This is a genomic window from Bifidobacterium oedipodis (assembly GCF_012932425.1).
GTDB lineage: Bacteria > Actinomycetota > Actinomycetes > Actinomycetales > Bifidobacteriaceae > Bifidobacterium > Bifidobacterium oedipodis.
Genome location: NZ_JAAIII010000004.1, coordinates 191,358 through 203,408 on the forward strand (window position 1 = coordinate 191,358; position 12,051 = coordinate 203,408).

At 59.0% G+C, this 12,051-nt stretch carries 10 protein-coding genes and 1 pseudogene; 5 read left to right on the top strand and 6 right to left on the bottom strand.

Annotated features, from left to right (window positions below):
- Positions 1-97: 97 nt before the first annotated feature.
- Positions 98-2,332: a beta-L-arabinopyranosidase gene (locus G1C95_RS07725; RefSeq protein ID WP_470287743.1), complete on the bottom strand. Its 2,235-nt coding sequence runs from the start codon at positions 2,330-2,332 to the stop codon at positions 98-100.
- A gap of 169 nt (positions 2,333-2,501) precedes the next feature.
- Between G1C95_RS07725 and G1C95_RS07730 the strand changes: the two genes are divergently transcribed.
- Complete coding sequence (locus G1C95_RS07730; protein ID WP_169172377.1) at positions 2,502-3,569, top strand: LacI family DNA-binding transcriptional regulator; 1,068 nt, start codon at positions 2,502-2,504, stop codon at positions 3,567-3,569.
- On the opposite strand, the gene G1C95_RS07735 is transcribed toward G1C95_RS07730, so the two are convergent.
- Both G1C95_RS07735 and G1C95_RS07740 read right to left on the bottom strand, forming a co-directional pair.
- The gene (locus G1C95_RS07735) at positions 3,566-5,785 is read right to left on the bottom strand and encodes a right-handed parallel beta-helix repeat-containing protein (RefSeq protein ID WP_205832759.1); all 2,220 of its coding nucleotides are present in this window, start codon (positions 5,783-5,785) and stop codon (positions 3,566-3,568) included. The two genes, G1C95_RS07730 and G1C95_RS07735, sit on opposite strands and share 4 nt — an antisense overlap.
- Positions 5,786-5,942: 157 nt before the next feature.
- Positions 5,943-6,275 carry a winged helix-turn-helix transcriptional regulator gene (locus tag G1C95_RS07740; RefSeq protein ID WP_169172378.1) on the bottom strand — a complete coding sequence of 111 codons (333 nt, stop codon included), beginning with the start codon at positions 6,273-6,275 and terminating at the stop codon, positions 5,943-5,945.
- 146 nt (positions 6,276-6,421) lie between these two features.
- On the opposite strand from G1C95_RS07740, the gene G1C95_RS07745 reads away from it, so the two are divergent.
- The 4 genes from G1C95_RS07745 (at position 6,422) to G1C95_RS07760 (ending at position 9,512) form a co-directional block, all read left to right on the top strand.
- Positions 6,422-7,051, top strand: a complete 630-nt coding sequence (locus G1C95_RS07745) for an NAD(P)-dependent oxidoreductase (RefSeq protein ID WP_169172379.1) — start codon at positions 6,422-6,424, stop codon at positions 7,049-7,051.
- 167 nt (positions 7,052-7,218) lie between these two features.
- Entirely contained in the window at positions 7,219-8,031 is an 813-nt protein-coding gene (locus G1C95_RS07750; RefSeq protein WP_169172380.1) for a protein-ADP-ribose hydrolase, read from the top strand.
- Positions 8,003-8,899 carry an SIR2 family NAD-dependent protein deacylase gene (locus G1C95_RS07755; RefSeq protein ID WP_169172381.1) on the top strand — a complete coding sequence of 299 codons (897 nt, stop codon included), beginning with the start codon at positions 8,003-8,005 and terminating at the stop codon, positions 8,897-8,899. The genes G1C95_RS07750 and G1C95_RS07755 overlap by 29 nt, the downstream gene beginning before the upstream one ends.
- Before the next feature lie 106 nt (positions 8,900-9,005).
- Positions 9,006-9,512: an LURP-one-related/scramblase family protein gene (locus tag G1C95_RS07760; protein WP_169172382.1), complete on the top strand. Its 507-nt coding sequence runs from the start codon at positions 9,006-9,008 to the stop codon at positions 9,510-9,512.
- 53 nt (positions 9,513-9,565) lie between these two features.
- Here the strand turns inward: G1C95_RS07760 and G1C95_RS07765 are convergent, their stop codons facing one another.
- From G1C95_RS07765 to G1C95_RS07775, 3 genes and pseudogenes are all read right to left on the bottom strand, one after another.
- On the bottom strand, positions 9,566-10,129 hold the full coding sequence (locus tag G1C95_RS07765; RefSeq protein ID WP_169172507.1) for a DNA-deoxyinosine glycosylase: 564 nt from the start codon (positions 10,127-10,129) through the stop codon (positions 9,566-9,568).
- A 156-nt stretch (positions 10,130-10,285) separates the two neighbouring features.
- Positions 10,286-10,801, bottom strand: a pseudogene (locus G1C95_RS12570) (endonuclease III domain-containing protein); the annotation flags it as partial.
- A gap of 33 nt (positions 10,802-10,834) precedes the next feature.
- Positions 10,835-11,947 carry a CPBP family intramembrane glutamic endopeptidase gene (locus G1C95_RS07775; RefSeq protein WP_169172383.1) on the bottom strand — a complete coding sequence of 371 codons (1,113 nt, stop codon included), beginning with the start codon at positions 11,945-11,947 and terminating at the stop codon, positions 10,835-10,837.
- Positions 11,948-12,051 lie beyond the last annotated feature (104 nt).

Here is a 12,051-nt window from a genome sequence, read left to right on the forward strand (position 1 = left end):
ACTTATGCACCACTGCATTGATGAATCCCGTGGCCTTTTTCATTGGTTCCACGGGATTCATCATTGATGTTGGCTCGTCAACATCTCAAGCAGGGCATTACCGCACCAAACGGAAGATGCGGGCCGACGGCTTATCGACAGCGGAGGCGGTGAGACGCACGGTGGTTTCATCCACCACGTCCACGCCCCAGGGCTTGGCTTCAGGCGCATGGGCGGCATCGGACGGGTTGGGGAAGATCTGTTCCAGACGTGCGCCTTCGGGCACGGTCACGTCGATTGAGTCGTTGCCGCCGCGACGCCAGACGGTAAGATATCCGTCGGATTCGCCTGCCTTCCCGTCGAACGGACGCAGGCCACTGGCCAGCCAATCGCCGTTGAAATCGGGCAGTCCTGCCGGCCACCACGGCACCAGATGCTCCTGCTCGGCGAGCACGCGACGATGCAGGGCGATGGCGTCACGCACCAATGCCAAGCGCGTATCGTCCATCCGGTTGATGAATCCAGACAGATAGAGACGCCCCAGCACGCCGGCCGCCAGCGTGAGTACAGCGGTCTCATCATCCATTTCCTGCTGGGCGTAGCCCCAGTTGCCTTGCTGTTCAGGCAGGATCGTCATGCCTGCTCCGGCCGCGATGGCCGCATACACCAGCGGGTCGCACTGGTCGGATGTGGATTGCAGATCGAGGCGTTGCAGTTGCGCAAAGTCAGCGCGCATGGCGCCCGAACCACAGTTTTCAATCATGACATCCGGATGCCGGCGGCGCACATCGTCAAGCCAATCCAGGTAGGCACGGCAATGGTCGAGCAGCGCGCCGCCCTGGGATTCAGCCTCGAAATCGCTACCGACGCCGGGGATGGTGTTGTAGTCGAATTTGAAGAACACCGTACCGAACTCGTCAATCAGCCGGTCGACGGTGCGGGTCACATGGGCGCGGGCCTGTGGCGAGCGGAAATCAAGCAGATACCGGCCGCTATGTGCAACACGCACACCGTGGCGTTGGAAGAACGCGGATTCCGGCAGACGGTCGGCCATTGGTGATTTGACACCGATCACCTCAGGTTCGAGCCATAGGCCCAATCCCATGCCGTGGGCGTGGATGGCTTCGGCCACACCGGCTAGGCCGGCTTTGCCGAAACGGTTGGTCGAGGGTTCCCACTCGCCGACCATATCCCACCAGCCGCCGTCGGTGCTGTCGTACCAGCCGGCGTCAATGCAGAATATGTCAGCACCGGCCTTGGCCGCGCCTTCGATCAGTGGCAGTTCCTTGTCCAGGCGCGGGTCGCCGAACAATGTATTCATGTAGTCGTTGTAGATGACCAGCCCCTGACTGGTCTCGAACTGTGCCGAACGCCCAAGCTCTGCAGCCTTGACACGGCGCAGGGTGCGGCGTTGCAACGTCATTTCGGCCACCGCCTGCTGCCAGTCACCGGCGGTGATGGCGAAGCTGGCCGGCACCGACGTGAAATCATGTCCTTCGCCCAAAGCCGTGAACCACTGATGGTCGTCGTCCTCCGGGCCGAAGGCGGTGATGTGCAGACCGGGATCGTTTTCACCGACCTCCCATTCCCATGCGCCGTTGTGTTCGATCTGCCACATCAGCGAGAAAGCCGCGTCGGCATCCTTGTCGTTGCCGTGCAACGCTTCGATGATACCGGCGGGCTGCCGTTCGGCCGTTGTCCAAGTCGATGCCGATCGCTGCACGAAACGCGATGACGATTCGCCGGGGTTGATGCGCAGGTTGCGGTCTCGCACAACGGTGTCGCGCAGACGGGCAATATGCCAATCGTTTTCGGCGGACCATGCCCCCTCGCCCCACAGAATGCGTGCATGATCGACATCGGTATGGTTCGCATCCATCGGCAGGGTCAGGCTCAGCGAGGACACTGCCTCCACGGGGCAGCGTTCCGACGAGCTCATCTGCACATGTGTGCGCACGGCGGACAGGCCAGGATAGGCCTCGAACACCGACGTCACAACAAGGGCGCTTTCCGATGAGCGTTGAACGATCTGTAAACGGTACGGTTCGCCGTCACGGGCGGGATCCGCAGCCGTGGCCTCAACAAATCGCAGCTTGGAACCGGCCACGGATGTGATCAGACGCAGACGGTTGTCGCTTGCGCCGCTGGCGGTGGCGACGACCTCGACGATCGGCCGCGGATCGCGCTGCGCAGGAGCGTCCAGGCTCGCCGGCGTCATGCCTCGGCCGGACAACCCCACCAGTTTTACCGGAGCGTCGGGCGCTGCTTCAAAGACCATGCGCACCACGCCATTGCCCCATAAGAATCGTCCCTGCGCATCAGTTTTAATAACGGTATTGCGAATATCGACCACAGTGTCTCCCTATATTGCGCTATATCGCGCTGTTTAGGCCGCACGATGCGCGACCTTGCCTATGTAACGTTATTATTATAGCGCTACAACTAGCATGCTCCAACCATGGCGAGGATACGTGCCGTGTACTGTGTACATGACTGCATCACCAACATTTCAGGAAGGCGATATGGCGACATTGCGCGATGTGGCGGAGCGGGCCGGCGTATCCCCGTCCACCGTATCCTATGTACTGCGCGGCGACCCCCGTTTCCAGCCTGATACCGTCGCCCGCGTGCAACGCGCGGCCGAGGAACTTGGCTACGCGGCGAATCTATCGGCCCGCATCCTCAAAGCCGGTCGCAACGGCGTTATCGGCGTGGCCGTATACGGCTTGGCCATCTGCCAGCCGATGCAGCTGGCGGCCGCTCTTACCCGCGAGGCCACCGAGCGAGGACTGAACACCATCGTCCAGCAAACCGTCAATTCGCGCGAAGGGGAGCTGCGTTCGTTGGAGCAGGTGACCAGCCAGTTCTGCGACGGTCTGATTTTCAGCCCCAGCAGCGTCTCCCCCGCCGAAATCAAAGCGTTCGTGGGCTCCAAACCGATGGTGTGGTGTGAGGATTTCGCCGCCGAGCCGCTATTCGATGCCGTGGTGACGCCTAGTTTTGAGGGCGCTCAAGCCGCCGTACGGCATCTGCTGAGTGTGGGATGTCACCGTATCGCCGTGCTCGGTGCGAATCCGCCACGACCGGATCATGCCGATTCGAGCAATACTGCGTTTTGCAATCAACGATTGGCCGGTTGCACGATGGCACTTGCCGAGGCGGGACTCTCGCTGCCATCCGATTCGGTTATCCCCTGCCCTTGGGATTATGAGGATTCACGTCTTGCCGCACACCGGCTCGCGGACGCAGGACTGGTGGGAGGCGACAATCCTGCCATAGATGGCCTGTTCTGCATGAACGACACTGTGGCGATGGGCGCCTCACGCGGTTTCGCCGATTGCGGGATTCGCGTTCCCGACGATGTGGCACTCATCGGGTTCGATGGCATTGCGGAAACCGCCTATACCGTGCCGTCCATCAGCACCATCGCCATTGACTACGGCGATTATGCGCGCAAGGCGCTGGATCTGTTGGTCGCACGCATCGAATCCGCAACGTCGAAAGGCGCGGCGACTCTCGTTGCACCACCGCAACGTCTGGTTGCCAATTTCACGCTGGCGCAACGAGAGTCCACGCATCTGGTTCGCTAACGCCAGATCACTGTGGTCTGGCCGAGCTCCAGCGTGGCGACCGGTCCGCGCGAGGAACGCTCGCCGCGCGGACCGCCGATAATGTCGGTGTCGAACACGAACGGTGCGCCATCGGGCTGTTCGAACCGTTCCTCGACCACGCGAGGCGTGCCGAGGTCGCAGGTGCGCACCACCGATCCGGTGCCGAATGCCCCTGCATCAGCATCATCAGTGTTGTCGGCCAGCCCAATCGTCAGTGCCACCATGTCGCCGTCAGGCGCCACGGTGACCGTAGCCTCGGCGTCATGCACCAGCGCGCCGTTCTCTCCCAGCAGCGCACGCGCGCCTCCGAGGTAGGTGTTGTCGCGGGCGAACACCGGCTGCGGCACTTCGCGGAACTGTTCCTCATCACCGGTCACCGTTTGGTCGGCCAGTAGCTCGTAATCATCAAGTGTCGCCGGGATTTCACCGTGTTCGCCGACTCCGCGCATTCCGCAGTTCAGCGCGCGCACGTTGTAGATGCGCGTTCCATGGCCCACAAAGCACCAGCCGTGCTGATCGTCGTTTTCTGGCGCGGCACCTGCAGGCAGCACAAACAAATTGTTGAGGAATCGGTCGTCGCCGCCGTAAACGAACATCGACCCGGCCACCTCGGTGGTGTGGGGGAAGTGATATGGCGTGGAACGATCGAGCACTTGAATCAGACGAATCTGACCGGCAATGAGATTGTTCACGTACGCGCCGCCGTCGGAGAACACGTCAAGCGCAAGCGGTGAGGCGAACACGTTGTTGGACACAGTATATGGGCCGTGGCTCACTTCGACCATGAGGTCGCGCGTATTGTTCCAGTAGACGTTACGGTCGATATGCGTGCCCTGCGTCTGCCAGTCGAGCCAGGTGCCCAGCGTGCAGTCGTGGATGTTGTTGGCGCGAATCACCGTATCGACCGCGGCATGCAGCTTGATGCCGCCGATCTCATGGCCCCAGAACTCGTGCTTGGTGGCGATGTTGTAGATGTGGTTGTGCTCGATGACGCTGAACGCGCAGCCCATGTGCCCCACCACGCCGTTCTGTCCGCAGTCGTGAATGACATTGTCGCGCACGATATGGCCTCCGACCACACCCTTGTGCCAGCCGAAGCGTAATGCCTTGAACACGGCTTCCATCTGGTATTGGTAGCCGGATTTGCGACGGGTCACCGTGCAATCGTTGTTGCCGGTGGAGCCTTCCTTGCCGAGGGAGACGGCGGAGCATTTCGCATCATGAATGTCGTTGTTCTCGATGATCCAGCCGCGCGACCAGTGCGGGCCAATCAGGCCGACTTGGTCGCCGGTTGGCGGCGCCCATGGGGTTGCGGCCTGCGCGAGTTCGAAGCCGCGCACGGTGATGTAGTTGGTTTGCGGGCGGGTCGGGTAGAACACGGTTTCGCGCACGCTGACCTCGGCGAGATGCTCATTGGGATCCGCACCCTGGAAGTTGGCCCAAATGGTAGTGGTGCCGGTGTTGGCATCCCCCTGCACTTCGGCATACCACACGTGGGTGGTGCCTTCCCGGTCCGGGATTAGCGCATCCACCCACGAACCATGGTCATGGCCGGTGATGCGTGGCTGAGGATCGCGCACTTCGGCCAGTGAGAACGCCTCATACAGGGATTTGCCGTCGAGATACACGTCGCCCAGATGGCATACCGGAGGCTCGGGATAGTCGGCCAAAATATCGCCTGCGGCCTTGGCGGCTTCGCCAGCGGCGACGTCTACGACACCTTCCGCACCATCCTGAACGATGGTCTCGCTGCCGTCCAGCCGCGCAGCGACTTCCGCCTGAGCCAGCCCAGCATCGCCCTGCGCCTGCCGACGCAAAGTGGCGGCGTGCGAGCTCGAGTCCACCACCCAATCGCCGAACACGGTGCGAGAGAACGGATTGAATGTGCCGAACATCGCATTGGGCAGCTCGATCATCCATACGTTCGGATTGACGTCGTCGCGCCGCCAACCGGAAACCTGTTCGGCACCGGTGATCGTGGCATGCTCGCCATCCGCCACGCGATAGACGATGCGCTTGTCTTCGCTCTCGCCACCATGCACGGGATCAACGGATTCACGGTATACGCCTTCATGCACCACGATGTCATCGCCGGCAAGCGCGATGGCCGCAGCTTCGTTGATGGTCGCGAACGGCGCGCTTTCGGTACCTTCGCCATGGACCGCGGCCTGTTGGGCAACATGGTAGATCGCCATTGAACTTCCTTTCGTCGGCATTGTCAGAAGTCATGTGTTTGTATTGACTTCCTGTTGCGGCCATTCTATATTCAAACGTTTGAACAAGCAAATGAATCACCAACGAAGTTCCCACACTATCCGCTGCAACGTTCGGGAGTTCTATGCCATGTTTGGCTTATCGGGCACCATGATCACGCTGGTATTGCTCACCCCATGCCTTCATCGCATCGACGATAGGTTGCAGGCTCCTGCCGGTTTCAGTAAGCGAGTATTCGACGCGCGGCGGCACTTCGGCATACACCTCACGATGTACGAGCCCATCGTGCTCCATGGTGCGAAGGTTCGCGGTGAGCACCTTCTGTGACACCTTGCCGATCGAACGCTGCAATTCGCCGAACCGTTTGGTGCCGGCCATAAGGTCACGCAGGATCAACACCTTCCATCGATCGCTGATAAGCATCAAAGTCGTCTCTACAGGACACGCCGGAAGCGCCGTTTCTTGGGTCATAATCACACCTCTACTTTTCGTTGCAAATACACAATACTTCCCTTTTGGTAAGTATAGCACTTTATTGTGCCTACTTCCCAAAAACTCTGTACTTCATTTATCGTATGTGATGTCAACCAAACAACGTCAATCACAAGGAGAACATCATGACCAAAATCGCAGTCGTCGCAGCAAACGGCAAGGCCGGACAGCTTATTGTCGAGGAGGCCGTGAACCGCGGCTTCGACGTGACCGCCGTGGTGCGCGGCGAAAACAAAACCGCAGCCGGCAACGCAATCGTCAAGGATCTCTTCGACCTCACCGCCGCCGATCTCGCGGGCTTCGATGCAGTCGTGGATGCGTTCGGTGCCTGGACTGCGGATACGGTCGACCAGCACACCACCTCGCTGATGCATCTGGCCGACATCCTCTCCGGCACCAACACTCACCTGTTCGTGGTCGGCGGTGCCGGCAGCCTGTATCTGGATGCCACCCACACCACGCAGGTCAAGGACCTCGATTCCTTCCCGGATGAGTTCAAGCCGCTCGCCAACGCACAGGGCGATCAGCTCGTCGCACTGCGCAAGCGCGATGACGTGAACTGGACCTACGTGAGCCCCGCAGCCGATTTCCAGGCTGACGGCGAACGCGCTGGTAAGTACACGCTGGCCGGCGAAGAGTTCACCGCAGACGCAAACGGTGTCAGCACGATCAGCTACGCGGATTACGCCATTGCTATGGTCGATCTCATCGCCGATGGCGGCCACACTCGCGAACGCGTTTCCGTACGCTATTAATCCGCCCGCGCCGCTCGCTGTCCCGTATGTTCCCTATGCCATGTCATGCTGAGCGGAGTCGAGGCATCTCGCGTGAGATCCCTCGACTTCGCTCGGGATGACAAAATGAGATGTCACTCAGAATGACGAAATGAGGCTTCACTCGGGACGATGGGAAGGAACACGTGATGACTGATATTGAGCTCAATGAAGCATTGCGCAATCTGATCGGATATCTGGTCGAAGAACGCGGTTTGCGCGTGACAGATCATGAACTGGACGGACAAAACTTCGACCAACTATGGCATGAATTCCGTGCGCTGGTGAACACCCGTGCCCCGATTGAGGCCACACCGGAATTCCTCACATTGCAGGATCGCGTATTACAAAACATCATCGAACGGCACGGCATCACCGATGTGCACACACTCCCCCGCACCGCAACAGATGCGCGATTGTCAATCTGGCGCGGTGACATTACCACGCTGAGAGCCGATGCCATCGTGAACGCCGCCAATTCCGGCATGACCGGCTGCTGGGCCCCGAACCACAGCTGCATCGACAACGCCATCCATACCTTCGCAGGTGTTGAACTGCGCTTGGAATGCGCACGTCTGATGGGGATCCAAGGTTATCCGGAGCCGACAGGGCAGGCGAAATCCACACGAGGTTACAATCTGCCGGCGCGATATGTCATTCACACCGTCGGCCCGATTGTGAACGGAGCGCCCACCGATGAGCACCGCATGCAGCTCGCATCCTCATACCGCCACTGTTTGGACGAGGCGGCGCGTCTGGGATGCGCAAGCATCGCCTTGTGCTGCATCAGCACCGGAGTGTTCGGATTCCCGCAATATGAGGCCGCACAAATCGCCGTGCGCACCGTGCGCGCATGGCTTGACGAACATACCGACGGCAGCGTCACGCACGTGATTTTTACCGTGTTCGGCGACAAGGATGAAAGCATCTACCATGACCTTCTCGATGGCAACCGACCATAACAACAATCACATTGACATAATCCATAATGATGCCGATGCCATACTTGCCGAAGCGCGAGAGCTCATCGCGAACAGTGAGCGCGTGCTTATCGGCGCAGGTGCCGGCCTGTCCGCGGCAGCAGGACTGACGTATTCCGGCGAACGGTTCACCTCGAACTTCGGCCCGTGGATCGCCAAATACGGCATCAGCGACTTGTATTCCTCATCGTTCTACCCCTACCCCACCGATGCGGAACGTTGGGCGTATTGGGCCAAGCACGTGGCTCTGTGCCGTTACGAACCACCGGCCATGCCGCTCTACCGCCAGCTGTTGGACGGCATGCACGACAAGGATTACTTCGTACTCACTACGAACGTGGATGCACAGTTTGCAAAAGCCGGATTCGACCCGTTCCAGTTTTTTGCCACGCAAGGCGACTACGGGTTCATGCAATGCATGCGTGGCTGCCATCAACGCATCTACCCGTTGGACACGTTGGTTCCGGTGATGCTGGAGCGAACCGTGGATTGTGCGATTCCGGGCGACTTGGTGCCGCATTGCCCGGTGTGCGGCGGTCCGATGATGGTGCACTTGCGTTGCGACCAGTATTTTGTGCAGGATGAGGCTTGGTATGCGGCGCAACGTCGATACAATCATTTCATCCAGCAATTGCAGGAGCGCCCCGACGTGCCGACGGTGCTGCTGGAGTTCGGCGTGGGCTGGAATACGCCCAGCATCATCCGGTTCCCCTTTGAAGCGATCGCCGCCATGTTCGATATTCCTTTGATTCGTGTCAATATGGATGATGCGCGTATTGATGCGGCGGATGTACAGCAAGGGTTCGAAATCCAGGATGATATTGCCGCCGTATTGCCCAGACTGCTGTAATGCTGAAAACTCACGCATGCGTGTGCCGTTTCTTATCCGGCAATACACTGGATTGCACTCGGATTATATTCAGATTGCATTCACTCACAATGGAGGGGAAACGGCCATGCAGCAGCTGTATATCAAGCAGAAGGTCTTTTCGATTGGTGAAAAGTTCACGGTCAGCGACGCAGCCGGAAATCCGCGCTTCACCGTTGAGGGCAGTTTTATGAGCATTCCCAAGCGGTTTCGTATTGTCGATGCGCGCACAGGCTTCGAAGCTGCGACCATCGAGAAGAAGGTGTTCAGTGTAATGCCGCATTTCGATGTGCTGGTTGGCGGCTCCCCCGTTGCCAGCATCGATAAGGAATTCACCTTCTTCAAACCGAAATATCGCATCGATGCCCAAGGCCTTGAGGTCGAAGGCGACTGGTGGGATATGAACTTCCAGGTTCTCCGTGGTGGTGCTCTTGTGGCCGAAGTCGCCAAGCGTTGGCTGAGCTGGGGCGACACCTATGAAGTGACGATCTACGATGACTCGTTGGAAACACTGGTCGTGGCGATTGTTGTCGCCATCGACAAGGTCAAGGCCGATGAATCATCTGCCTCTTCAGCAGCCACACAGACCATGTAAGTCGCGTCAGCCATACACGAAGCAGTGATGCGTCGGGCTCTCGCACATGGGCATCACTGCGAGAGAACAGCGCAATCCGCCACGCAGCGATAGGCATCGACCAATCTGTTGAGGCACATAGCGGCGTTGGCGGGGCTGGTTGATGGCAGCACGTCCATCGGCAGCTCCCTGAAGCCTGCTGCGGCCAGCGCCGGCATGCAGAGTTTTCGATAGAGCTGCCCCGCTTTAGCACCTGTGGTGAACACGTGGGTGATATTCGAGCGCGCAACGATGGAGGCGATGTCGTTGGGCACCACATTGCGAATACTGGCGTCGCTGGCTCCTGCAATGTCGCAGGAGGCGACCACATCCCACAAAGCAACGTGGTGGCGCAATGCGAATTGCCGTCGCGCCTCCACCAATGCGTCCGCACTTATTGCACCGTTTGGATTCAAGCAGGAATCATCGTCGAATATGGCGGCCATCACCGGCCAGAACCGGTTCTGCGGATGCCCGTAATAAAACCTCATCTGCCGAGATTTCGGACTTGGCATGGATCCCAACACCAACACTCGCGAGTCAGCATTCCACACAGGGCCGAACTCGTGCTCCACATGTTCGAGCTTCTCAAATGTCAGCCGATAACGGCTTAACACCGATTCCTGCCAATCCGTTTCGCTACGGCAGGTTTTGCCGAACTCGTCAATCAGCCCGTGGAATTCCTTCAGATCCTCGACCGACCAGCTGTCCACATGTGGCTGCACCCGTGCATGGAATCCTTCGTAGGAGGATTTGAGATCACGCACGCCCAATGTTTCGAACATGCGGCGCGCATATCGGTCAGCAATGAACGCCGGCCTGTCGAACACGTAGAGCATAAGATCGTCGGCCGTCTCGCCGCCGATGCCTCGGATGGACAACAGCTCCGCACGCAATTCGTCATCCGTTCTATCATCCACGCATCGGCGCAGACGATCGTCATCCAGACAATCCTGATCATCGCACACCTGTAGCAGCCATGCGCAGAATGATTGCAGATATCCAGCTTTGGTGCGGCAGTAGCCGGCGGAGCGAATCAACTCGGCCAATTCGTCTGCCGGCAGTTCGACGATAGCTTGCGGATGCAACGCATCGGCTGCTTTGAGCCGGCCGAGCGCACGCTCCACATTACTCCACGCGGTGTTCTGCGTAAGAATTGCTCCCATGGCAATCTCAAACCGGCAATCCGCCGGCCACCAGTGGGTCGGTCCCAACAGTCCCAGCAGTGTCTCATACAGTCCCCGCACCGTCACAGTCGTCACATCGCTCATAACCTCTCAGCCTAATATCACCACGGTCAAAAGTCAGTCGGTCATTTGCCGACGGCGGATTTCTTCGGCTTGGGCAATGAGCATGCGTTTGCGAGCCCGGAGTGGAGCGACAATCATGCCACAGCGGCGTGCATAGTGCATCAATAGCACCGACACCGCACCGAGCAGGATGACAGGGATGACACTGGCTTCGAGCCCGAACCGCCCGCCGGTCAGCCAGTCCGGCCCGCCCCATTGCGCGATCAGCCAAGACTGTTGATTGCCGTTGCCAGACACAATCGAACCGAAAATCGGCCCCTCAGTCACGTTCCACATGAAGTGCAAGCCCATGCACCACCACAGTGAGCGCGTAACAACATACACAGCGGCAAGCAACACTCCGGCCTCGATAGCGATAGCGATGCTTCCCCACAATGTTCCGTCGGCGTTACCCCAATGCATGATGCCGAACACAAAAGCCGAGATTCCAAGCGCGCCCCACGTGCCTACCCACTCCTCGACCAGACGGAACAGCACGCCGCGCATCATGATCTCCTCGGAGACGCCGGCGACCACACCCATAAGGAACAGGTCCGCCCACGGATCGTATCCGCCGTTGACTCCGACGATCCGATAGCCTCCGAACATCGCGATCACCAGCACAGAAGCGCTGATCGCCACGAATCCGAACGCCATGCCGCACAGCAGATCAGGAACCAGTCGTCGCCACTGCAATTCGACGGGGCTTTTCCGCTGTTCCATAACCCGCACGGTGATGATGTAGGCGATGATGGCTCCCGCCAGTTGCATTGCGGACGTGGCAATCATAGCGGGCGACCGCATATCCATGGTCATATCGTCAATCAATGCATCAGTATCGGTCGCCGTCGCTGCCGCACTATCAGCGGATAAAGTGAGCGCCGACATCATCATGGGAACCATCACGATGGCCGACCCAACGATCATGATGCCGAAGCACACCGCGACAAACACCACGCCGCGCAGTATTGCTTTGCAACGCGCTGGCTCATTGCCCCAGTACAAGCGATAGGGATGGTCGTCGGTGAGCAAATCATATGCTCTCGGCTTCGGTAACCTGCCGCCAAACAGCAACGTCATCAGACGCATGCCGATGGTGTTGCTGGATTGCTCGCTTATCGACATCATGATTCCTTCCGCGATTCCATTCCGTTACAGGGACAAGGCCATTACAGCACGATTCCCCATTCACAACACATGTAACGGGATCCCTGTACGCAAATGTCGACAGA

Excerpts from the sequence above, each read along its gene's own strand:
- G1C95_RS07730 (WP_169172377.1), top strand. The coding sequence starts at position 2,502 with ATGGCGACATTGCGCGATGTGGCGGAGCGGGCCGGCGTATCCCCGTCC.
- G1C95_RS07735 (WP_205832759.1), bottom strand. The coding sequence starts at position 5,785 with ATGGCGATCTACCATGTTGCCCAACAGGCCGCGGTCCATGGCGAAGGT.
- G1C95_RS07740 (WP_169172378.1), bottom strand. The coding sequence starts at position 6,275 with ATGACCCAAGAAACGGCGCTTCCGGCGTGTCCTGTAGAGACGACTTTG.
- G1C95_RS07745 (WP_169172379.1), top strand. The coding sequence starts at position 6,422 with ATGACCAAAATCGCAGTCGTCGCAGCAAACGGCAAGGCCGGACAGCTT.
- G1C95_RS07750 (WP_169172380.1), top strand. The coding sequence starts at position 7,219 with ATGACTGATATTGAGCTCAATGAAGCATTGCGCAATCTGATCGGATAT.
- G1C95_RS07755 (WP_169172381.1), top strand. The coding sequence starts at position 8,003 with ATGACCTTCTCGATGGCAACCGACCATAACAACAATCACATTGACATA.
- G1C95_RS07760 (WP_169172382.1), top strand. The coding sequence starts at position 9,006 with ATGCAGCAGCTGTATATCAAGCAGAAGGTCTTTTCGATTGGTGAAAAG.
- G1C95_RS07775 (WP_169172383.1), bottom strand. The coding sequence starts at position 11,947 with ATGATGTCGATAAGCGAGCAATCCAGCAACACCATCGGCATGCGTCTG.